Origin of the sequence: Myxococcus sp. SDU36, assembly GCF_030168875.1 — a bacterium.
GTDB classification, from domain to species: Bacteria; Myxococcota; Myxococcia; order Myxococcales; family Myxococcaceae; genus Myxococcus; species Myxococcus vastator.
The window spans coordinates 4,009,169-4,032,010 of the sequence record NZ_CP077414.1; the positions used below are offsets into that span (position 1 = coordinate 4,009,169).

17 protein-coding genes are annotated in these 22,842 nt (G+C 68.5%); 12 read left to right on the forward strand and 5 right to left on the reverse strand.

The window, feature by feature from the left end; translation table 11 throughout:
* Positions 1–124: 124 nt before the first annotated feature.
* On the reverse strand, positions 125–694 hold the full coding sequence (locus KGD87_RS15740; protein WP_284668228.1) for a hypothetical protein: 570 nt from the start codon (positions 692–694) through the stop codon (positions 125–127).
* Positions 695–828: 134 nt separating this feature from the next.
* On the opposite strand from KGD87_RS15740, the gene KGD87_RS15745 reads away from it, so the two are divergent.
* Positions 829–1,866: an AraC family transcriptional regulator gene (locus KGD87_RS15745; protein ID WP_284668229.1), complete on the forward strand. Its 1,038-nt coding sequence runs from the start codon at positions 829–831 to the stop codon at positions 1,864–1,866.
* Between the two features lie 155 nt (positions 1,867–2,021).
* Here KGD87_RS15745 and KGD87_RS15750 read toward each other — a convergent pair whose 3' ends face one another.
* A complete protein-coding gene (locus KGD87_RS15750) occupies positions 2,022–2,972 on the reverse strand; it encodes a TauD/TfdA family dioxygenase (RefSeq protein ID WP_284668230.1) in 951 nt (316 codons plus the stop codon).
* A 755-nt stretch (positions 2,973–3,727) separates the two neighbouring features.
* Here KGD87_RS15750 and KGD87_RS15755 point away from each other — a divergent pair.
* A complete protein-coding gene (locus KGD87_RS15755; RefSeq protein WP_284668231.1) occupies positions 3,728–4,309 on the forward strand; it encodes an imm11 family protein in 582 nt (193 codons plus the stop codon).
* 250 nt (positions 4,310–4,559) lie between these two features.
* Here KGD87_RS15755 and KGD87_RS36920 read toward each other — a convergent pair whose 3' ends face one another.
* The gene (locus tag KGD87_RS36920; protein ID WP_350102318.1) at positions 4,560–4,820 is read right to left on the reverse strand and encodes a DEAD/DEAH box helicase family protein; all 261 of its coding nucleotides are present in this window, start codon (positions 4,818–4,820) and stop codon (positions 4,560–4,562) included.
* 9 nt (positions 4,821–4,829) lie between these two features.
* Positions 4,830–5,021, reverse strand: coding sequence for a DEAD/DEAH box helicase family protein (locus tag KGD87_RS15760; RefSeq protein ID WP_284668232.1), 192 nt, complete (start codon positions 5,019–5,021; stop codon positions 4,830–4,832).
* 138 nt (positions 5,022–5,159) lie between these two features.
* Here KGD87_RS15760 and KGD87_RS15765 point away from each other — a divergent pair, with 138 nt between their 5' ends.
* Positions 5,160–5,927: a hypothetical protein gene (locus tag KGD87_RS15765; RefSeq protein ID WP_284668233.1), complete on the forward strand. Its 768-nt coding sequence runs from the start codon at positions 5,160–5,162 to the stop codon at positions 5,925–5,927.
* 143 nt (positions 5,928–6,070) lie between these two features.
* On the opposite strand, the gene KGD87_RS15770 is transcribed toward KGD87_RS15765, so the two are convergent.
* Positions 6,071–6,241 carry a hypothetical protein gene (locus tag KGD87_RS15770; RefSeq protein WP_284668234.1) on the reverse strand — a complete coding sequence of 57 codons (171 nt, stop codon included), beginning with the start codon at positions 6,239–6,241 and terminating at the stop codon, positions 6,071–6,073.
* Positions 6,242–6,899: 658 nt separating this feature from the next.
* Between KGD87_RS15770 and KGD87_RS15775 the strand changes: the two genes are divergently transcribed.
* The 9 genes from KGD87_RS15775 (at position 6,900) to KGD87_RS15815 (ending at position 22,822) form a co-directional block, all read left to right on the forward strand.
* Positions 6,900–7,454, forward strand: coding sequence for a peptidase associated/transthyretin-like domain-containing protein (locus KGD87_RS15775; RefSeq protein ID WP_284668235.1), 555 nt, complete (start codon positions 6,900–6,902; stop codon positions 7,452–7,454).
* 1,223 nt (positions 7,455–8,677) lie between these two features.
* Positions 8,678–9,091 (forward strand): PaaI family thioesterase, encoded by a 414-nt coding sequence (locus KGD87_RS15780; RefSeq protein ID WP_163778356.1) that lies wholly within the window; start codon positions 8,678–8,680, stop codon positions 9,089–9,091.
* Between the two features lie 172 nt (positions 9,092–9,263).
* Positions 9,264–12,896, forward strand: coding sequence for an AMP-binding protein (locus KGD87_RS15785; RefSeq protein ID WP_284668236.1), 3,633 nt, complete (start codon positions 9,264–9,266; stop codon positions 12,894–12,896).
* Positions 12,897–12,962: 66 nt separating this feature from the next.
* Complete coding sequence (locus KGD87_RS15790; protein WP_284668237.1) at positions 12,963–13,781, forward strand: fatty acid desaturase family protein; 819 nt, start codon at positions 12,963–12,965, stop codon at positions 13,779–13,781.
* A gap of 47 nt (positions 13,782–13,828) precedes the next feature.
* Positions 13,829–14,671, forward strand: a complete 843-nt coding sequence (locus KGD87_RS15795) for a hypothetical protein (protein ID WP_284668238.1) — start codon at positions 13,829–13,831, stop codon at positions 14,669–14,671.
* Between the two features lie 81 nt (positions 14,672–14,752).
* Entirely contained in the window at positions 14,753–17,506 is a 2,754-nt protein-coding gene (locus tag KGD87_RS15800) for a type I polyketide synthase (RefSeq protein ID WP_284668239.1), read from the forward strand.
* A gap of 28 nt (positions 17,507–17,534) precedes the next feature.
* Positions 17,535–20,822, forward strand: a complete 3,288-nt coding sequence (locus KGD87_RS15805) for an aminotransferase class III-fold pyridoxal phosphate-dependent enzyme (protein ID WP_284668240.1) — start codon at positions 17,535–17,537, stop codon at positions 20,820–20,822.
* Positions 20,819–21,193, forward strand: coding sequence for an acyl carrier protein (locus KGD87_RS15810; RefSeq protein ID WP_284668241.1), 375 nt, complete (start codon positions 20,819–20,821; stop codon positions 21,191–21,193). The genes KGD87_RS15805 and KGD87_RS15810 overlap by 4 nt, the downstream gene beginning before the upstream one ends.
* 48 nt (positions 21,194–21,241) lie before the next feature.
* Positions 21,242–22,822 (forward strand): long-chain-fatty-acid--CoA ligase, encoded by a 1,581-nt coding sequence (locus KGD87_RS15815; RefSeq protein ID WP_284668242.1) that lies wholly within the window; start codon positions 21,242–21,244, stop codon positions 22,820–22,822.
* Positions 22,823–22,842 lie beyond the last annotated feature (20 nt).

Consider the following 22,842-nt stretch of genomic DNA (forward strand, 5'->3'; position numbering starts at 1 on the left):
CCATGTGAGGGGTTGGGCCGGTGACCGCAGTCACCAGGCAGATGGCGCCAGTCACCACCGCGGAGGCGTCACCCCGCGCGCCTCCCCATCCGCGTCATCCACCGAGGTGTCGCGGGGTTCGGTCCTAGCGGAACGGTGCGAGGTGCACGTAGGTCACGTTGGCGTCGGTAGCGTCGCCTTCGTGCAGCGGTGGCACGCGCCCGCGAAACGCCACGACCTGGTCATCCGGGCCGAGTCGAAGCGCCATGGGTGCAATCGCCAGCGCGACGAAGAAGCTCGTCGCACGCATCCGCACGGTGTCGCCGTGCAAGGTCAGCTCGAAGCCGTAGGTGCTGCCTCGGTCCCAGAACTCCAGGGGGACGGCCTGCCCGGCGCGCAGCTCACGCAGGTGCGTGCGTACGAACCGAAACAGCGTCGGTCCGACGACGAGGCCTGCCCCACGGCGCTCGCCGCCGTCGAAGTGATGTGCTTCGCCGCGTTGACCGTGCACCTCATCGAACTCAATGAGGCGACCGTCACCCGCTTGCGTCGCCTGCTGCAGCACGACCGGCGTGTTGTCGGCGAAGGTGATGTGCGTCGAGACGCGCTCGCCGTTCGGGCGCTCCACGACGCGTCGTTCGTAGCGAAACACAGGGGCGGTGCTCCCCTCGGGCGTCACCGTTCCCACGGAGATCAACTCACCATGGCTGGCCACGGGCGCCGCCAACCGCGACGTCTGCTCGGGCGTGAGGGGTACGTGCCCACAGCCAACCGCACCGCACACAACAAAGAAGAGCGCACTCAGGCATTTCATGCGGAGATGATGCTGACCCAGGGGAGCCACCAACAATGTCCCAGGCCGCCAAACCACTGTCCGAGGGCGACATCGCCGCGTGCAACGTCATCCCGGCGTTCGAAACGTCACTCCGGTTCGGTGCCACCGAGGATGAACTGGCAAGCCAGCTCGGCTGGCGCCGACAGGTGTTGCTCGAGCCTGATGCGTGCGTCAGCGGCGCGTCGACGTACAAGCACATGGAGCTGATGTTCGAGAAGCCCCGCTATGCCGAGTTCGTCGTCGAGGCGGTGCGTGCATACGACGCCAAGAGCCTCGGTGTCGTGGGCCTCGCCTGCAAGACCATGCCGAACGTCGGTGTGGCGATGGCGTGTCACGCCCGCTTTCAAAGGCTGACCAACCGCACCGCGACCTACCAGACGGTCCTCGCGGCCACCGGCCTACACCTCCGCGAACAGCGAGATGACCCGCGCCTCGGCAGCCAACTCATCTCCGACTACACCATGCTCGTCGCCGTCCGCCTGCTCTCCCTGCTGAGCGACGCCCCCATCCCCGTGCTTGCGATGTACAGCCGCAGAGCACGGATGCCAGCACGGGAGCGCGCACTCTATGAGGAGACACTCGGCGCCGCCGTGACGACCGGCGCGACCTTCGCCGAGCTGATCTTGGAGCCGGCTGTCTCCACGTTGGGCGTGCGCAAAGCGGACGCGGAGATGGAGTGCTATTTTCGCGGCGTCCTCGAGCGCGCCCTGCCGATGCCCGACGATGCTCCGAAGCTGCTCACCTCGGTACGCGCCGTCATCCGAGCTCACCTCCAGCAGGGCGCGCCGACGCTGGGCAGCGTCGCCCAGGCCCTGGGGCTCGGCGAGCGCACGCTGCAGCGGCGTCTCCAGGGTTTCGGGCTTGGCTTTCAAGAGCTGCTCGACGGCACACGCAAGGCGCTGGCGGAGGGCTACATGAAGCAGCCGGAGCTGACCCTCGCCGAGGTTGCCTATCTCCTCGGCTTCGCCGAGCAGGCGTCGTTCTTTCGTGCCGTTCGTCGCTGGCACGGCATGACACCGCAAGCCTATCGGACGCGCAACGCGGCGCCGTGACGCCCGCCGCGCACGTACTGGCTGCGGCGCGCGCGGTGGAGTCTCTACGAAATTTCTATCGCCTTGTCTGGCTGAGCCCGCGGACGGGGAGCGTGCTGCTCCCGGTCCTGCGTTACAACTTGGGGAGCGCTCTATCGCCGCTCCAACCCACTCCCTCAACACGGCCGCTCTTCCGCCTGTGCGCTCAAGAACGGATGGCGCACACTGAAGGAGTTCAGCATGATGATGTCCCGCAGCGGATCTCGCGTCTGGTTTCTGCCGTGCAGCACCCTGTTGTTGTCGACGACGACGAAATCGCCCGCTCGCCAGCGGATGCCGCGAGTGAGTGAGCTGGCGGAAGTCTTGAGGTCCTGCAGGATGTCCGCGGCGATTGGCGCGCCGTCATCCCAAGTGACTTCCGTGCTGAACGAATCCGGTGCGTCCTGGTGCGTCGGGCGATGGTAGGCGTCCGTCAAGATGTTCTGGCAAATGTTCATCCTGCCATCCTCCGCGGATGGCATCACCGCGGGCGCGGTGTAGTCGAAGACGATCCTGTCTGCGTTGTTTTCGACGATGTGGAAAGCGAAGCGCGTGTGCAGGAAGCCGATGACATCATGGCCAAACATGCCCTGCATCTGATCGTTCTTTGTCAGGATCGCGTCCATGGCATGGCGCGGCAAGTAGTTTCTGTACTTGATGCGCCGCTCCCGCAGCGCCTGCTGCGTGCCTGGCTGCAGCTTTTCAAAGAGGGCGATGCCATCCACGACCAGGGTTTCTCCACCCATCCCCTGGTCGGCGGGGCGACGGCAGTAGAACCACAGCAGATCCGGCCGGAGCGGCATGTTTCCAAACTCGAAATGCACGCTCAAGCCGGCTCGCCCCAATGTCACCGTTTGCAGCTCGTTGTGCTCGTGCGCCGCCTTCCGGTCGTCGAAAGGCGAGGTCAGGAAGCCTCTGTTGAAGCGCGATGCGAACGCATAGAAGCCGTCGGAGTCGACGTCGAACCCCCGGAACAAGACGGCGCCGTGAGTATCCAGGGCATCCCAAACCTCTTGTTCGGTGATGTCGGAGCAGCCTCGGCCCTCATTTGTCAACAACAGTGGACGATCTTTGACCCGTGTCGACATGCGTGCAGCCCTCCCGGTGCAGACGGCAGCGCTTCTGCGCTCAAGCGCTCCCGACAAAATAAGGCCTGGCTCCGCCGCATCGAGCGGAGAGGCCCCTCAAGCCTGATGTTGGATGGGAGTTCTTGAACACTCCCTCGGCGTCGCGCACTGGAGCGGTGCTCCTGCATGTGAGCTCAACGCATTCCATGTAGCGCTGATAACAATCACACAGGATTGAGGAACGTGTCAACACCGCGAAACAGGCACTCACCGACGGTCGGATGCTCGCGGAAGGACAGGCCTCCCTCGCGCCGAGCAGGCCGCGTGAGCCGTGACGGTGCTCCACAATGGGCGCTCCCGGTGCGCCAAGGACAGCGTCCACTCTCGATGAGACACCCGCTCCACCAGGTGTACCGCCGGCGGCTACGCGTCAGCGACGCGGCCGGGATCCGGATGGACCGCCCGCCTCACACCCGTCCCAATTCCCCGCGCTCCAGGAGCGCGTTGACGGTGGCCCGGCAGACGGCCAGTTCCTCCGCCACCTCACGCATCGTGAGCATCCTCGACACCGCCTCCCTGGGAAGCCCCAGTCCTTTCCGCAGGTTCCGAGGCGCTGACAGGGGCTGCGAGCCCCTGCCCACCGGGCTCATCACCGCTGGGTCCCTGGTTCGAATCCAGGAGGGCCCACTTCCCTCAATGCCGTTGATATTCGACAATCCGAAATAGCAGTCACAACCCATTCATGAACATGACCTTTCGCTAGAGACGACATCCCCATGGCAAGCAAGAACTTCTACATCATGCTGGCGGATCCACCCTGGGCGGGCCCGACACCAAAAATCATCTCTGGCCCAGACATCCAGGTGAATGACGGGGTTCTCCTGAACAACGTACAACAGGACTATTCAATCCTCCTGTCTGTAGACAAGAAGGCGAAGGATGCCTCCGAGTTCCCTCCGTGTGACATTCACGCCCCCTCTCGTGCCCTCCTGTTTTCTCAGCGGTTTATCGGGTTGCTCACGGGGCTCGGGGTCGACAATGTTCAATATTTCAATGCTGATGTTGTCTACGAGCCTACCGGGCAGAAGCTGCCCTACAAGGTGGCGAATGTAGTCGGCATTGTAAATGGGCTCGACCTGGACCAGTCGGAGGTCGTGATGTCCAGCCGTGGAAACGTCCTGGCCATCAAGGAAATGTGCCTGGACGAAGACAAGCTACAGGGCCAGAAAATCTTCCGCCTGCGTGAGGACATCATGCTGATTGTCGTTCACAAGAGCATCAAGGAAGCCGTTGAACAGGCGGCGCTCACCGGGTTCATGTTCGTTGCCGATGATGAATATGAGCCGGGCATGATTTAAGCCGGGTTTCGTGCTCCTCGAACAGGTCGGAGAACAGGCGGGCGGAGCTCGCCCACGAGCAGACCCGGGCCTCAATTCCAGAGCTCCCGCGAGAGCAGGTCCACCATCGCGACAGCGACCTTTGGCTCAGGCAGCCCCAGCGTCCGCAGGAGCGCCGCATCGGTCGGCGAAGAGACCTCCGCACGCAGCGCATCCACCGCCCGCTGACGTGCCGCGCGCACCGCCTCCCGCTCGGCGGAAGGCAGGCGCGCTACCGCCCAACGGTCAATGGCCCAGGACAGGTCCGCGTGCCGGGTCTAATCATCTGCCAGCCGCCCGACCCGCGCGCGCGGGCGAACTCGTGGTTGGCGACCACATCCAGGACTTCGTGCGGCGGGTACCGGTCCAGACAGGAGCTGCACATGCCAATGATGTTGCGGCCCGCGAAGGTCTTCGAGACGCGGGCCTCGTAGTCAACAATGCCGATCCAGTCCGAGCGCTCGACCCAGTAGGCTTTGCCCGTCAGCCGCAACCCGGCGAATCAGGCTGCCTGGGCCCGCTCCTCCCGCTCCACCCAGCCTCGCGGGGTGGAGTCCGGGTCGGGCTTCCCTGTCACCACGTACCAGTCCTGGTGGTCGATGATTTCAATCTGGTTGCGACGCTCGCGCTCCGCGAGGCTCGGAACGGCCTGACAGAGGGCCGTCCGTGCGTACCGGCGGGAAGTGGAACACACGCCCCCCAGAGGCACTTCTCATTGCTGTCGATGCCCGCCTGATTGCGTCGTCTCGTTGGTGCGTCTGCCGGTCACACAGCACACAAGGCATAGCACTAATGCTTGACGCCCACCCATCGCCGTGTTCCAATCCATACAATGAAAATCACCCTGAACAGAATCACGCCCCAGAAAAACACCATCACAACAACGGCGCTCGTCTTCCTGTTCGGCTGCGGCGTCTTCGCTCCTGAGGCCGAGGCGCAGACATCCCCGTCCTTCACTTATCTCTCCAACTCGGCGAAGGCCAAGACGACCCGCTATTGGGATTGTTGCAAGGCAAGCGGCGCGTTTGATGGAAAGGCCGAGGTGAACGCTCCGGTCAAGGCCTGCGCCAGGGATGGCAAGACACCGGTCGATGCCGCAACACAGTCCATTTGCAGTGGCGGCACGGGCTTCACCTGCACCTCGAATCAACCCTGGCCCGTGAACAAGAAGCTATCGTATGGATTTGCCGCGGCGAGCCTGGCCGGAAAGTCTGAAAGTGACACCTCTTGCGCCTGCTACGAATTGAAGTTCACCAGCGGATCCGTGAAGGGCAAGACGTTCGTGGCCCAGGTGATCAATTCGACAATGAGTTCAGATCCGGATTCGAACCATTTCAGCCTGATGATTCCTGGCGGTGGGGTTGGCATCTTCAACGGCTGTCAGAGCCAGTGGAATGCCCCAAGCGAGGGTTGGGGTGCGCGATACGGCGGCGTCAGCAATTCAAGCCAATGTTCCCAGTTGCCGGCGGAGCTGCGGCAGGGTTGTAATTGGCGCTTCGGCTGGTTCAAGAACGCGAAAAACCCGAACACAACCTTCCGCCGGGTCAAATGCCCGACGGAGCTCATTGCGAAGTCTGGTTGCACGCGAAAGGATGAATGAAGGGATAGGAGCGCGTAGTGCTTCGCCCCGGCCATCCGCCCAACGCCCCGCTCCGCGGGCAACGCGGGCGAGGGCGCCAGGGCGTGGAGCATGAGTGGACCGCGAGGACAACACCTGAGCAGCGTCCTGCCCTCCAGCGCCCCTCAGTCGGAGCCGGCCAGCACGACCAGGGGCGAGCCCGTCGCGGCGAGGCTGACACCGCCCCGCACGTAGAAGGTCTGTCGCTGCCCGTCGCGCAGGACCTCCACCTTGATGAGCGGTGCGCGGCGGGCAACCGCCACGGCGTGTGACAGCTCCGCGGGCTCCTTCACCATGGCTTTCCCATAGCGGAGGACGACGTCGCCCGGCTTCAGCCCACGGCGGCGACGAACGTGAAGAGAAGCAACCCCACAATGACCTTCGGCGGGACGTGGATGGCCTTGAAGCGGTCCAGGCCGAAGAAGATCAGCGTCAGGACACCGCCCAGCGTGGAGCCCCATTGAAGGGCGGGTCCTCATTGCCCCTCCGGAACCAAAGGCCTGGATTGAGATGGAGGCCGCGGGCCGAACCTGCACGGGCCCTGCCCCTCGGATGACCGCGCGGCGGCCCCACGCGGGTGGGCTCGCCGGGTCAAGCCGAGCACGTCGACCGTCGGCGTGGACAGGCTCGATGGAGGAGAGCGCAGCACCTCGAACCTGAGCATCCACGTCCCCGCTGGGAGCGGGGAACCGTGGCGGTTGAGCGGCCCGACTGGCAGGAGCCGGCCAGCCAGGGGGACCGCTTCGACCCAGCCCCCGTCCGCCGACGAGGTCGCCACCATCACTTCATTCACGCGACCTTGTCGGACCTCTTCACGGATGACGTGCAGTTCTTCTTCCCTAAGTTCTACCTGGAGGACGTGCCCGCTCCCACGCCCCGCGAGGTCGCGGAGCGACACCTCCAGGCGGTACAAGCGTTTCATCCCAACCCCACGGCGGCCGGATTCCGGAGCCAATGCGAGAACAGGACGGCGCGCTGCACGTCGAGGTCCTCGGAGGCGCGGGCCCCGTGCGAGTCGCGCGCGTCACGGTGTATCTCCTGGGCGCGAGCGACCGTCGTCGGGGCCGGGCGGCCTGGTTCACCTCGGGGCAGGGCTCCACGGATGCCTCGGGAGAACTGACGACGCTCCCCGCTCGCGCGGGGGATTACCTCGTCAGCGCGAAGGCAGAGGGGCTCGCGCCGGCCCGAGTGAGCGTCACCCGGGCGCGTGGCGAGGCGCGCACGCAGGTGGGGCTCACGCTGGAGGCGGGCGCGGTGCTGGCGGGCCGCACGGCGGCTCGTGCCTCGCGTGAGCCCGTCACGCTGACGCAGCGCACGCGCACGCCGCGCACGCGGGGGGGGGGCGCGGCCAGGACCCCGGACGAGGAGCAGCACACGGGCGCCAGTGATTCGTGGGGGGCGTTCCGCTTCGAGGGCCTGGCCCCCGGTGAGTACCTGCTCGAGGCCCGCCCCCCGGGCACGCGCCCACGCGCATCGAGCGAGTCCTGGTTCCTGCTGGGGCGGAGCTGACCGTCGAACTGGACGGTTCGGCCTTCAACAAGGGCTTCGTCGAGAATGCGGACGGGGCTCCCGCGGCGCGTGCGTTGGTCACGGCCTCCGGCATGGGCGCGGACTCCGTGAGCACGCGAGCGCTGCGCATCTGGGCCACGAAGGGTGGACGGCGGGGCGAGCTGCCCTCGGTTGTCACGTCCCAGGAGTCGGAGACGCTTCCGCTCGCCGCAGCCGCCCATTGATGGCGCCACGGTGCTCGACGTGAGCGAGGCCCGCGAGCGCGAACTGGGGGCGCCAGGCAGCCCCGCCACGCTCCTCATCCGCAGGGCGTCGCAGACCCACCCCGTGACGGTGACGCGGGCGCCTTGAACCGCCTGGGTGGATTGGCGAGCGCGGAGCACCAGCCGGAGAGGCCAGCTTCGGTTGCACGTGCGCCGTGCCGGCACACGAGGCGACAGGACCTTCATCGCCCTCGTCTGACTCGCTCAGCCGCAGTGGGTGGGAAGCATGGCAGCTCGGCGTCCATCCCCATGACCCGGCGGAGCCCTCCGTGCGCTGAGAGGCCCCCCCGCCCACCTGACGGGTTGAATCCCAACGCGCCAGGGGGCGCCACGGGGCCCGACCCCGTGGCTCGGATGCGACGCCGCCCAGGCGGATTTCCCCTCCCGGACCACCCGCCGCGGTTCGCAGACATCAAGAATCCGGCCGCGCCCGCGCAATAACATATATCCCGGCGACCCCGCGGGTTGACCAGACATACGGACAAGCGCATCAGGGAAGAACCCACCCAGAGCCCTTTGTTCTCGCGAACTGACAAGGCCGGTTCGACGGGGAGACTTGGGAGGTGATGCAAATTGACAGACAAAAACGCACGTACCGGGCCCTGGCCTGATGGACGACGGAGCGGTATCTCTACGCCCGCTCAAAACACCCGCGAACGGCGCCGTGGCAATAACCATACGCATCCACTGATATCCTGATTTACTTGACAAATAAGCATCCGCGACTGAATGTATCGAGAGGTCAAACGTCAGCACAATCAGCGGGACAAGGGGATGAGCGCACGCGCATCCGACGGGGACCGCCTGAGGCCGGTGGGCCTGACGAGCACCCCACGGTGCGTCCGGCCAGTCTCCTTCCCCCGGCGGCCCAGGGTGTTCTGGTTGGTCTAGATTTGCAGGTACGCGCATGCCCTGCCTGTGATAGGCGGAGGGGGCCTCATTCCCCAAAGGAGATCACACATGTCGAACCCACTCCACGCCCTGCTGATTGCACAGTTCACCGAAGCGCCGGTCAACAAGCTGCTGGGCGTCACGCTCGAATACAACGACCAGAACGAAGCCATCTGCCGCTGGAAGCGCAAGCCTGACTTCGACCATGGGATGCAGGACACGCATGGCGGCATCCTGGCGACGCTGCTGGACATGGCCGGCTGGTTCACGGCCGCCGCGCACAGCGGGGCCATCGTCGTCACGTCGGACATCAACGTGCGGCTCCTCCAGCCCGCGAAGCAGCAGGACCTGGTGGCCACCGCGAAGGTCATCCGTGACGGCTCCAAGGCCGTAATCGCGGAGATGACCGTGACGTCTCCGAAGGGCCTGGTGGCCATGGCCACCGCGTCCTTCGCGAAGATCGGCGAGCTGCCCAAGGGCTGACGCCCCGCGCCGGAGCCCGGCGGTCTTCCAGACCTTTCCTCGTCCACCGCGACGATGCCGCCGTGCCCGCGCCGGGCGCGGCGGCGCCGCCGCCCCACATGGAGTCATGACGCACGTGCAGCCAGAACAACGGGTCATCGAAAATCCAGCAGGGATGGGTCTCGAAGGGGTCATGACGGATTCCGCCGACGCGCTCCGTTTCTCTCCCACGCTGGTCCACGCGCTGCGGCACTGGGCGCAGGTGCAGCCCCAGAAGAACGCGTTCACCTACCTGAGCGGCCGGGAGCAACCGGAGCAGCCCATCACCTACGGTGAGCTGGCGCGCACCGTGTTCGGCGTGGCCGCGCACCTGGAGCGCGAGGGCTTCCGGGGCGAGCGGGTGCTCATCGTCATGCGCTCCGGGCTGGAGTACATCGTCGGCTTCCTGGCGTGCGTCGCCGCGGGCGCCATCGCCGCCCCGCTCTACCCGCCGGCGAGCGACAAGGACTGGGCGAAGCTGCGCGCCATCACCCGGGACTGCCAGCCGAAGGCGATGCTGGTGGCGCGCGCCGGGGACGCAAGCCACGCCGCGCAGCAGCCGGACTGCCCCGCGCTCGTCATGGGAGAGCTGATCGCCGCGCACGGCGGCGGCGACCCCACCGGCGCCGGGCTGCCCACGCCCCTGCCGGACGACGTGGCCTTCCTCCAGTACACGTCCGGTTCGACGGGGGACCCCAAGGGGGTGATGGTCACCCACCGCAGCATCGTCCACAACAACCGCATGACGGCCGTGGCCATGGGCAACACGCGCGACAGCGTCATCGTGACGTGGCTGCCGCTGTACCACGACATGGGCCTCATCGGGATGATCCTCCAGTCGCTGGGGCTGGGAGCGCGCACGGTGCTGATGGCGCCCAAGAGCTTCGTGCGAGACCCGGCGCTGTGGCTCCAGGCCGTGTCCACCTACCGGGGAACCTGCGCGGGCGGGCCCAACTTCGCCTACGACATCTGCATCGAGAAGGTGGACGACGCCGTCATCGACACGCTGGACCTGTCGTCATGGAGGAGCGCCTTCAACGGCGCGGAGCCCATCAAGGCCAGCACGCTGGAGCGCTTCCAACGCCGGTTCGAGCGCGCGGGCTTCCGGAGCGAGATGTTCTTCCCCTGCTACGGCCTGGCGGAGGCCACGCTGTTCGTCGCGGGCGGGCCGCGCGGCAAGGCCCCCACCACGTTCGAGCTGCGGGACGAGCGGCGCGTGCAGACGCTGGTAGGCATGGCGCTGGACCAGGGCGAGCAGACGGTGCGCATCGTCGACCCGGAGTCCTGGACGCTCCAGCCCGACACGCGGGTGGGAGAGGTCTGGCTCAAGAGCGACAGCGTCACGCGCGGTTACTGGAACCGGGCCAAGGCGACGGCGGACACCTTCCACGCGTACACCACCGACACCGGCGAGGGCCCCTTCCTGCGCACCGGTGATTTGGGCTTCGTCCACGAGGGCAGCCTCTACATCACCGGCCGCATCAAGGAGCTCATCATCGTCAACGGCTTCAACCACCATCCCCAGGACCTCGAGGACACAATCCAGGCGCTGTCGGACGACCTGCGCGTCCACTGCGGCGCGGCGTTCAGCTTCGACGACGAGAAGCTGGCCGTCGTCCAGGCCGTGACGCGGGGACGGGAGGTGGCGCCGCGCTTCGAGGAGCTCATCGCGAGCATCCGCCGCGAGGTGCTGCGGGTGCATGGGGTCACGCCCGCGTACATCGCGCTGGTCAACGCGGGGATGATTCCCAAGACGAGCAGCGGGAAGATTCAGCGCGGCGAGGTGCGCAAGGCGTTCCTCGACGGCACGCTGGAGGTCCTCCACGACTGGCGGCCGGAGCCTCCCCAGCAGGCCGCCCCCCTCCGCGCCGTCCCCGGGGACGCCAAGGCGCTCCGGCCCGTGGTGGAGGAGAAGCTCGTTTGGGTGCGGGACTACTGCGCCACGCGGCTGAACTCGTTCGTCATCGACGAGCGGCGCACGCTGCCGCCCTACGTCGTCCTCGACTTCGGCAACCAGGGCCTCCTGGGGATGCTCGTCCCGGAGGCGCACGGGGGCCTGGGCTTCACCACGCGCGAGTTCCTGCGGGTGATGGAGCTGCTCGGCAGCAAGGACATGACGCTGGCGCTGTTCGTGGGCCTCAACAACGTGCTGGGCGTGCGCCCGGTGCTGCGCTTCGGCGGCGAGCAGCTCAAGGCCCGGTACCTGCCGGCGCTGGCGCGCGGCCGGGAGCTGGCGGCCTTCTCGCTGACGGAGCCCGGCGCGGGGTCCAACCCGCAGGCCCTGGAGACGACGGCCCGGGCCTCCGGTGACGGCTACCGGCTGAGCGGAACGAAAATCTGGAGCGGCTCCGCGGCGTGGGCCGGGCTGATGAACGTCTTCGCGCGGCACGTGGACGCGAACGGGCAGCCGGCGGGCTTCTCCGCGTTCGCCATCCCACAGGGCAGCCCGGGCGTGCGCCAGGGCCCCGAGGCGCTCACCATGGGCCTGAGGGGGATGATCCAGAACACCGTCCACCTGGAGGACGTGCCGGTGGAGCCGTGGCAGTTGCTCGGCGAGCCCGGCAACGGCATGGCCGTGGCGCAGGACACGCTGTGCTACGGGCGGCTCGCCATCGCCTCCGTGTGCCTGGGGGCCACCCGGCTGTGCGTGCAGTTGATGCTCCAGTACGCCCAGGGCCGCCGCGTCTCCACGGGCCCCCTGCTCCAGAACCCCTACACCCGCGCGGTGCTGGGCGAGGCGATGCACCAGATCGCCGCCATTGAGGCGCTCATCGACCGCGTCGTGGGCAAGGTCGAAGCGGGCCAGGACGTGGCGCCAGAGGTGCTGGCGGTGTGCAAGTCGGTGTCCACGGAGGTGCTGTGGACCACCGTGGACCGCACCATGCAACTGGCGGGCGGACGGGGCTACCTCGAGTCCAACTTCATCCCGCAGCTGTTCCGCGACGCCCGAATCTTCCGCATCTTCGAGGGGCCCACGGAGACGCTGCACCACTTCGTCGGCACCTCGGCGCTGCGCGGCCGGCCGGTGCTGCGCGCCTTCCTGCGCGAGTCCCTGGACGAGGACACGGTGCGGACGCACTACGACGCCGTCCTCGCCGCGCTCCAGCCCGCTCGGCCGGGCGAGCGCGACACGTCCCTGGAGGACTGGCAGGGCCTGCGCTTCGGCGAGTACGTCGATGACCTGGTGCTCTACGCCGCAGCGGCTGGAAGCGGCGTTGACGCGGCGACGCGCCGCTGGCTGCACGAGCGGCTCCAGGCAGCCCTGGCCCGGGTCACCCAGGCGACGCGAGCGTTCCAGGAGCTGCCGGACGCCGAAGCGCTGCGTGCCTTCGGTGAGGCGCTGGACCGCGACTTCGGGCGCAGGGGCAACGGCCCCGCGATGCCCGACGTGTCGCTCGACGCGCTCTTCACGCCCACGTCCGCCGCGCCCACCTCCCCTCCGCCAGCGCCGGCGGCGGCACCCTCCGCGCCCGTGGTGGCGGCCCCACCCGCCATGCACGTGGTGGCGGCGCCAACCCCGGTGGGGCGCGCGGAGGTGGAGGCCTTCATCCGCCAGTGGATCTCCGGCCGGTGCGCCAGGCCCGTGGCGTCGCTCCAGGGTGACGTGGAGTTCGCCATGCTGGGCCTGGGCTCCATCGACGCCATCGACCTGGGGGCCGCGCTGTCGGACGAGTACGCGCTGACCGTCGACCCCTCCGTCCTCTTCAGCTACCCGAACATCCGGGAGCTCGCCGGCTTCCTTCTGGGAAGGTTGAACAAGAGGAGCGGCGCGAAGGTGGCCGGGTAGTCCGGCCGCTGTTTCCTGGGCGGACCTCCGGGTCCGCCTTCAGTGAACCTGCTCACGAGGCATCCCATGCGGAATAAGCTGCTCCCCTTCCCGGCCGACGGCTGGGCGGTGGTCCTCATTGTCTTGACGTTCGCCGCGCAGCTCTCGCTCTACCTGTTTGTCGACAGCATCGGCTGGCTGGCAGCGGGCGCGTTCGCGCTGGTGCCGTTCTGTCTGTCGGTGGTGGCCTACAACCACAATCACATGCATGTGCGGACGTTCTCGAACCAGCCGCTCAATCGCATCCTCGAAGTCCTCATCTTCCTGGAGACGGGCTCCTCGCCGTTCAGCGGCACGCTCAACCACATCGTCGGGCACCACGCCAGCTATGACAAACCCGAGCTGGACACGCTCAACTGGCGCCGGCGCGACGGCACGACGATGGGGCGCCACGAGTTCGCCCTCCGCTGCTTGGCCTGGCACTACCCGTCCTGCTTCGTGCTGGGCCAGAAGAACCCGCGCCTCCGGGCGCAGTTCCTCACCTGGCTGGCGCTGGGGGTGGCCCTCCTGGGGGGGCTCATCGCCTACCGGCCCGTCCCGGCGCTCATCGTGTTCGTGGCGCCCATGCTGCTGATGCTCTACGCGCTGAAGTGGTCCGCGTACGCGCACCACAGCGGGCTGCCCTACGGCGACGACTACACCGCGTCGAGGACGCACACGGGGCGCTTCTACAACTGGTTCACGTGGAACGCGGGCTACCACGCCGCGCACCACTTCAAGCAGGCGCTGCACTGGTCCCAGCTCCCCGAATACCACGCGACGCTGGCCCCCAGGATTCCCGCGGAGCTGCAGGGAGACGGCTGGGGCGAGGACATGAAGCGACGAAGCATGACGCCGGCGGCCTGAAGTTCCATCCCGAAACACAGACAGCCCATTCAGCCAAGGAGCCCGAGATGAAGTTCCCCATCGAGAATCCGCGGGAGATTTCCCGCCGCATCGTGCGTGAGTCCGTCGACGCGGACCTCTGGCAGCAGAACGAGGACTTCACCCGGAAGCTCGAGCGCGGCATCAAGGACTCGCGCCTGTTCAACCATCCGGTCATCGCGTCGTTCGCCCGGAAGGAATTCACACTCAAGTCCATGGGCCTGGTGCACTCGGAGGTGCGCTACGCCTTCGCGGAGCACTTCGGTGACGGGCTCATCCGCCTGATGGAGACCACCGGCGCGCTCGAGCGCCGGCTGGGGGCGAAGGCGAAGATGGCGGCGCGCTTCCTCATCCAGCTCAACGTGCTGGAGGAGTTGGGCTACAAGCCGACGCCGCTGGGCAAGTCGGGCTTCTGCGGCCACCCGGGCTTCTCCCACTACTGGCAGCTCGTGGACACGCTGACGGCCGTGGGGCACCCCGAGGAAAGCTGGTCATCCTACGTGGCGTCGCCGGAGTCGGTCGCGGTGCGCAAGCGGCTGCTCGACAGCTTCAGCGACCACCTGCGCCTGGCGGTGGTGCTCGCCGGCATCGAGACGGCGTTCATCCCCTACTACGGCCCGTGGGCGGACAACACCCTCGCCGTCTGCCCGACGGACATCTCGGATGGCTACCACAGCATCCACGTCGAGGATGAGTCCGGCGCCATCGTCGACACCGACCACTCCGAGGACAGCTGGTTCCTCGTCCGCCAGGCGCTGACGCCGGACCGCTACGCGGAGGTGGAGTCGTTCCTGAACGACACGGTGGAGGAGTGGGCGCGCTTCGTCGACATGCTGGCGGCGAAGGACCGCGAGGTGAAGCGCGCGGCGTGAGGCGACACGGGCACCCGCGCCAGCGGCTTCGGCGCGGGCGCCCCCAGGGGCCTTCCAGGGACGAAAGGGATGGGACAGCGCATGGCATCGGCCGAGGACAACAAGGTCGCCGTCGTTGGGGCGGCGGGACGGTTTCCAGGCGCCGCCAGCCTGGACGACTACTGGCGGCTCCTGGTGGAGGGGCGCGTGGCGGCGGCGGAGCCGGACGCGTCGCGCGGGGACCTGTGGAAGGCCGCGAAGGACCCCCTGCTGGGCAAGCGCATCCTCACGTTGCGCGCCGGCTACCTGGATGACGTGTTCCGCTTCGACGCCGACTACTTCAGCGTGTCCCCACGAGAAGCCGTCAAGCTGGACCCCCAGCAGCGGCTGCTGCTGGAGGTGACGCACGACGCGCTGGAGGACGGCGGAATCACGCGGGCGGAGCTGCGGCGCGCGAACGTCGGCGTGTTCATTGGCGTGGGTAGCTCGGACTACATGAGCCTGGACTCCGGCCAGAAGCAGCACGTGGACGGCTACTTCGGCATCGGCAACTCGCACAACCTGCTGGCCGGGCGCATCTCCTACTTCCTCAACTTGAAGGGCCCGAGCCTGGCCATCGACACGGCGTGCTCGTCGTCACTCACCGCGCTGCACTTCGCGATGCAGTCGCTGCGCGGCGGGGAGATTGACATGGCCATCGTCGGCGGCGTCAACGTCATCCTGTCGGCCGACCTTCCGCTCGCGTTCTCCCAGGCGAAGATGCTGTCCCCCAGCGGGCGCTGCAAGACGTTCAGCGCCGACGCGGATGGCTACGGCCGCGCCGAGGGCGTCGCGGTGGCCGTCCTGCGGCGGGTGACGGAGGCGGAGCTGGAGCACCAGCCCGTGCGGTGCTTCATCGCCTCCACGGCCATCAACCAGGACGGGCGCAGCAACGGCATCGCGGCGCCCAACGGCGCCAGTCAAATCCGGGTGATTCGCGCCGCGCTGGAGCGCGCGGGCCTGTCGCCGTCGGACATCGCGTACGTGGAGGCCCACGGCACGGGGACGTCGCTGGGGGACGCCATCGAGCTGAACGCGCTCCAGGAGGTCTTCGACGGGACGCCGGGCGAGCCGTGTTTCGTGGGCTCCGCGAAGGCCAGCATTGGCCACGCGGAGGCCGCGGCGGGCCTCTGCGGGCTCTTGAAGGGCATGCTCATCCTGGAGCACGGCGTGGTGCCGCCCCATCCGGTGGCGCCGCCGCACGCGCCCTTCTTCCACGCGGAGGACTGCGCGCTGAAAATCGCCGGGCAGGCGCAGCCCCTCCCAGAGGGCCGGCGCCACATCGGCATCAGCTCGTTCGGCTTCGGCGGGTCCAACGCCCATGTCGTGCTGGAGCGCCACGTCACCCGGGAGCGTGAAGCCGCCGAGTCCGGGCGCCCCGTGCTGCTGCCGCTGTCGAGCCACTTCGCGCAAGGGCTGAAGGAGGACACGCTCGCGCTCGCGGCCCACCTGGCCGCGTCAGCGGGGCCATTGGAAGCGGTCTCCGACACGCTGATGGTCGCCCGGGAGCACCTGACGCACCGCCGCGCCGTCGTCGTGAGGACGCGCGAGGAGGCCCTCCGCGCCCTCCGCGAGGTCCGGCCCCGCGCCGAGCCGTTGCCCGTCCAGCCGGGCGGGAGGCCGAAGGTGGCCTTCATGTTCACCGGCCAGGGCTCGCAGTTCCTTGGCATGGGCCAATCACTGTACACGTCCTTCGCGCCGTTCCGGGACGCGTTCGACCGCTGCGACGCGCTGGCTCGCGAGCAGGCGGGCGTGTCGCTGGCGCACCTCGTGTACGAGCCGTCCGCCGGGGGCGATGAGCGCCTGACGTCCGACACCCACGCGGCGCAGCTCTCCCTGTTCGCGTTCGAGTACGCGCTCGCGAGCGCGTGGATGGCGCTGGGCCTGACTCCGGACTTCGCCATCGGACACAGCCTTGGAGAGCTGGTGGCGCACACCGTCGCGGGCTCGCTGTCCCTCGCGGATGGCGTGGCGCTGGTCCACGAGCGCGGGCGGCTGATGCAGTCGGTGCCACACGACGGCGCGATGGTGGCGGTGTCGCTCGACGCCAGTTCGCTGGAGGCGCTGCTGAGGGAGCTGGGGGAGCCGCTCCACCTCGCCGCCATCAATGGCAGGCAGCGCGTCGTGGTCAGCGGGGAGCGGCCGGCCGTGGCGCGACTGGAGCAGCGCCTGGAGCGGGAGCGCGTGCGGTTCCGCGCGCTGCGGACACGCCATGCCTTCCACTCCCCCGTCTTCGACGAGGCCGCGGCCCGGCTGGCGGAGCGTTCGCGGAGCCTCCCTATCCATGCCGGGACGTTCCCGGTGGTGGGGAACCTCGATGGCGCGGTGGTGGCCCCGGGCGCCCTGGGCGGCGACTACTGGGGACGGCACATCGCGAGGCCCGTGCAGTTCGCCGCGGGAACCGAGACGCTGGTCGGCCTGGGCGCGCGCGTGTTCCTGGAGGTGGGCCCGGACCGGGTGCTGTCCTCGCTCGTGGCGGCGGACCACGGCGCGCGGGTGAGCGCCGTGAGCAGCGGGGTCCGCGGCCGGGACAGCGAGGAGTGCCTGCTCGCCGCGGTCGGGACGCTGCATGAACTGGGGCTGGACCTGGACTTCGCGCCGCTGTGTCACTCAACGCCGCCTCGGCGGGTGTCGCTTCCGGCCAGGCGCCTGGAGAACAGGCGGTACTGGACGGCGAGCAGCGCGGAGGCAGGCGCGGCCGTCCCGGAGCGGAGCGAGCCGCTGGCGCCCGGCGAGGCGGAGCCGTCACTCCAGGCCGTCATCGACCGGCAGCTCCACGTGATGCGCCAGCAGCTCGCGCTGCTGGGCGACCCGTAACCTTCCTTGAGTCCCGATGGGAACTGACATGAGCAACGAGACGTCCAGCAACGACGCGGTGTCCCGCATCCAGGCCCTGGTGCTGCGCGAGGTCGCGTACTGCCTCAAGCAGGCGCCGGAGAACGTCGATCCCCACCTGCCCTTCGCCGACATGGGCGCGGACTCGTTGATCCTCCTGGAGGTCATCCAGGAGCTCAACGCGCGCTTCCAGGTATCGCTCACGGTCCTGGAGATCTACGAGAAGGTCAACACCGTGGACCGGCTCGCCCGCTTCATCCACGAGCACCGCGCGCACGAGGACGCCACTCCCACCGTCCAGGCCCGGGCGCCCGAGCCCGTGGGCCTCCCTGAAGTCCCGGAGGTGGACCTGACGCCCCGGACCCGCGGCGGCCGGAGCCAGGAGCTCGAGGACATCGTCCGGCACCAGCTCGACTTGATGGACCGGCAGCTCACCCTGCTGGGCCGCAAGCCCGGGACGGCGGCGGCGAAGGCTTCCGCGCCCCAGCGGCCCCCGCCCTCGGAGGAGCGCCCCGCCCCCGCGCCAGCGCTCGCCGCGTCAGCGCCCCCCGCGGGCAAGCCCGAGGCCGACCGCTTCAGCGCGTTCTCCGTGAAGCTGGGCAAGGACGAGCGCGAGGAGGACGCGGAGAAGGCCGGCTACATCCAGCGCCTCACGGCCCGCGTGGCGCAGAAGGCGCCGGAGTCCAAGCGGCTGGCGCAGCACTACCGCCAGCCCCTGGCCGACAACCGCGTCTCCGCGGGCTTCCGTCCGCTCCTGAAGGAGATGGTGTTTCCCATCGTCGCGGAGCAGGCGCGAGGCGCCCACGTCACGGACGTCGACGGCAACACGTACCTCGACTTCACGATGGGCTTTGGCGCGCACTTCTTCGGCCACTCGCCGGACTTCATCACCACCGCCCTCCAGGCGCAGCTCGGGCGCGGGATGCCCATCGGGCCGCAGTCTCCGCTGGCGGGGCGCGTGGCGGCGCTCATCTGCGAGCTGACGGGCCATGCCCGCGTGACGTTCTGCAACTCCGGCACGGAGGCGACGATGACGGCGCTGCGCCTCGCCCGCGCGAAGACGGGGCGGGACAAGGTCGTCATCTTCCGCAACTCCTACCACGGCACGTTCGACGCGTTCCTCGCCCGGGGCAACGCCTCCAGCGACGAGAGCCGCCCCGCGAGCCTGGGGACGACGGCCTCGCTGGTCCGGGACACGGTGGTCCTGGACTACTGCGAGCAGAGCGCGCTCGACTACATCGAGAAGCACGCGAAGGAGCTTGGCGCGGTGATGGTGGAGCCGGTGCAGAGCCGGGCTCCGGGCATGCAGCCCGCGGCGTTCCTGAAGCAACTGCGCGAGCTGACCCAGGAGAAGGACATCGCGCTCGTCTTCGACGAGGTCATCTCCGGCTTCCGCTGCGCGAAGGGCGGCGCGCAGCAGTACTTCGGCGTCCAGGCCGACCTCTGCGCCTACGGCAAGGTCGTGGGCGGCGGGATGCCCATTGGCGTCGTCGCGGGCAGCGCCGCGTTCATGGACGGGCTCGACGGCGGCTTCTGGCGGTACGGCGACGCGAGCTTCCCCAGCACGCCGACCATCTTCTTCGCCGGAACCTTCTCCAAGCACCCGCTGACCATGGCGGCGTCGCTGGCCGTGTTGGAGCACCTCCGGGAGGCGGACGACCAGCTCTACCGCGCGTTGAACGAGCGCACCGAGTGGCTGGCCACCCAGCTCAACGCCGCGTTCGACGAGGAGGGCGCGGACGTGGCGGTGGAGTCCTTCTCGTCGCTGTTCCGCTTCGCGTCGAAGGGCAACCTGGACCTCTTCTATTACAGGCTCCTGGACGCGGGGTACTTCATCTGGGAGGGGCGCAACTGCTTCCTGTCCACCGCCCACACCGACGCGGAGCTCGCCCGCTTCGTCGAGTCCGTGCGGGAGATTGCCCGGGAGCTCGTCGCGCTGAAGCTCCTGCCACTCCGTGACGGTGGCAGGGCGCTCCCGCCCGCGGAGCCGCCGGTGTCGGACGCCCAGCAGCGCTTCCTCCAGCTCGTGCGGAGCGGGCCCGAGGGGTCCGTCACCTGCAACCTCTGCTACGGGCTGCGCTTCGACGCGGCGGTGGACCTGGAGCGGCTGTCGCGGGCCGTCCAGACCGTGCTCGGCGGCCAGGAGGCCCTCTGGTATTGCCTCGACGTGGAGCGCGGGACGCAGAAGGTGATTCCCGTGGCGGAGCGCCGGGTCCCCATCGAGCAGGCCGACGTCTCGCGGCGCTCGACGGAGCCGGGCGTCATCGAGCGCCTGATGGCGGCCCAGCAGCAGACGCCGCTGGCCCCCGAGTCCGGGGTGAACGTCCGCGTCCACCTCACCCGGTTCGAGGAAGGGGTGACGCTGTTCAGCCTGTGCGTACACCACCTGGTCTGCGACGGCTGGGCGCTGGTGTCGCTGTTCGAGCGCATCGCGGCCCTCTACAACGGCGACACTGCCATGGGAGCGAACGTGCCCTACTCGCGCTGGCGCGAGCACGAGGCGCGCTACCGCCAGGGTGGGCAGTACGCGGCCGACCAGCGGTTCTGGAAGGAAGCCATTGACGCCATCGCGAGCTACCAGCGGAGCCACACCTACGGCGAGCTCCGGCACCGGGGCGCCGTCGGAGGCCGCCCGGGAGGCCGTGCGCGACGGAGCCTGGGCGAGCCGCTGACGGCCCTGTTCAAGGCGCAGGCGAAGGCGGACGGGGTGACGCCGTTCACCGCGCTGCTCGCGGGCTTCCAGGTGTTCCTGAACCGGGCCTACCGGACGCGACTGCCGGTGGTGGGCATTCCGTTCGCGAACCGGACGACGCGGGAGCTCAAGCAGACCGTCGGAACGTGCGTGAACCTGCTGCCGCTGCTGCCCGCGCACGGCGCGGACGCGACCTTCGACGCGAGCCTCGCGCGGACCCGGAGCCAGATGAAGGAGCTGTTCAAGCACGCCGGCTTCCCCTACGCGGAGCTGTGCGAGCAGTACCGCGCCGTGATGCCGGAGGCCCAGGGGAGCCCGGTCGAAGTGACGTTCAACGTGGAGCCGGTGAGCCAGCTCCCGAGCTTCGGCGGCCAGCCGCCGGAGCTGGTCTCCGCGGTGAATGACTGGATTGAGTTCGACCTGAGCTGCAACGTCTTCGTGCTCCCGACGGACATCACCCTGGAGCTGGACTACGACACCCGCCTGTTCGCCGAGGATGCCGTGTACGGGCTGCTCAACCTGTACTCGAAGATCGTGGAGAACTACGCGAAGCGGGCCGACACCGCGCGCCGGACGAGCGGCCCGGCGGCACTGGGGGCCGCGTGAACGCGCTCGTGGGGCTTCGCGACCGGCTCACCCCGGCGGCTCCGTCCGCGCGACAGGGGCTGCTGGTGGAGGCCATCCTCCAGGTCCTCTGCGACGAGCTGGGCTGCGACCCGAACGAGCTGCACCCGCGGTCCCGGTTCGAGACGCTGGGCATCGACTCGAAGCGGGCGCTGGAGTTCAAGGAGGTCCTCGAGGAGGAGCTGGGCTGCGCGCTGCGCACGACGCTGCTGTTCGACTTCCCCAGCCCGGAGAGCCTGGCCGGGCATGTCGTGGGCGTGGCGTTTGGTGAAGCCACGCCGGAGGACGCGTCCGAGCCCCAGGAGTCACCCGAGGAGCGGCTCCGCCGGAAGCTGACGAAGTACGACCTCTGAGCCGTTCCTCCGCATTCCACGCGGGGCCTCACCCGAGAGAGAACTCCCATGCTGGAGCATTACGACGCCATCAAGACGCTGGCCGACATCCCGGACCTCCACGCCCGCGCCACACCCGGGCACACCGCGCTCATCGCCGATGAGCGCAGGGTGAGCTACGCCACGCTGGCCGAGCGCAGTGAGCGCGTCGCCAACGCCCTGGTCGCGGAGGGACTTCCGCGTCAGGCCCGGGTCGCGCTGCTGGGCACCGACAGCGAGGCGTCCTACGAGCTGCTGTTCGGCTGTGCCAAGGCGGGCATGGTGCTGCTCAGCATCAACTGGAAGCTGGAGGCGAGCGAGCTGGCCTACATCGTCCAGGACTCGGACGCCGAGCTCCTCTTCATCACCCAGCAGATGGTGCCCCTGGTGGAGGCCTTCCTGCCGTCATGCCCCAGGCTGAAGCGGCTCATCGTGCTCGACGGGCCCTCCGAGCGGCATGCCCTCTACCCGGCGTGGCGCGACGCACACCCGGCCCGGCGAGAGGCCCTGCCGCTCCAGAGCCACGAAGCGGTGGTGCAGGTCTACACGAGCGGCACCAGCGGAAGGCCCAAGGGGGTGGTGCTGTCGCACGGCTGCTTCCTGGACGTCATCCGCGAAGTGGTGCGCGCCGGGGACGAGCTCATCGACTGGAAGACAGGGGACATCACGCTGCTGGCGCTGCCGACGTTCCACGTGGGCGGCCTGTGGTTCGGAATCCACGGCCTGGTCAACGGCGCGACGAACGTCATCATGAAGGCGTTCACCGGCGCGTCCGCGCTGGAGCTCATCGAAAAGCACGCCATCACCAAGGTCGCCTTCGTGCCGGCGATGATTCGCTTCATGCTGTCGGAGCCGGCGAGCCGGACGGCGGACCTGTCCTCGGTGGACCAGCTCGTCTACGGAGGCTCGCCGATGCCCCGGCCCCTGCTGGAGCGGGCGCGCGCCCTGTTCAAGTGCCGCTTCACGCAGAACTACGGCCTGTCGGAGACCACGAACATGGCGGTGTTCATGCCCGCCGCCGAGCACGAGGACCCGGCCAACCCACGGCTGAAGGCGGCGGGCCGTCCGCTGCGGGGCGTCTCGGTGCGCATCCTGGCCCCGGACGGCCGCGAGCTGCCTCCAGGCCAGACGGGGGAGATCGCCTTCAAGACGGCGGGGCACATGCTGGAGTACTGGAAGCTCCCGGAGGAGACGCGCAGGACGCTGGTGGATGGGTGGGTCCACACGGGTGACGCGGGCTCCGTGGACGAGGACGGCTTCGTCTACGTCACGGACCGCATCAAGGACCTGATCATCTCCGCGGGAGAGAACATCTACCCGGCGGAGCTGGAGCGCATCCTCGTGCAGCACGAGGAGCTCGCGGACGTGGCGGTGATTGGCGTGCCCGATGACCGCTGGGGAGAGCTGCCCATCGCCATCGCGGTGCGCAAACCGGGCTCGGCGGTGACGAAGGCGGACGTGCTGGCGTTCGCGCGCAAGCACCTGGCGAGCTTCAAGATGATCAGGACGGTGGAGTTCGTAGACGCCCTGCCCCGGAATCCGAGCGGCAAGGTCCTGAAGCGCGTGCTGCGCGAGCCGTACTGGGCCGGCCGCGAGAAGCGCGTCAACTGACCGGCCTGCGGGCCAGCGGG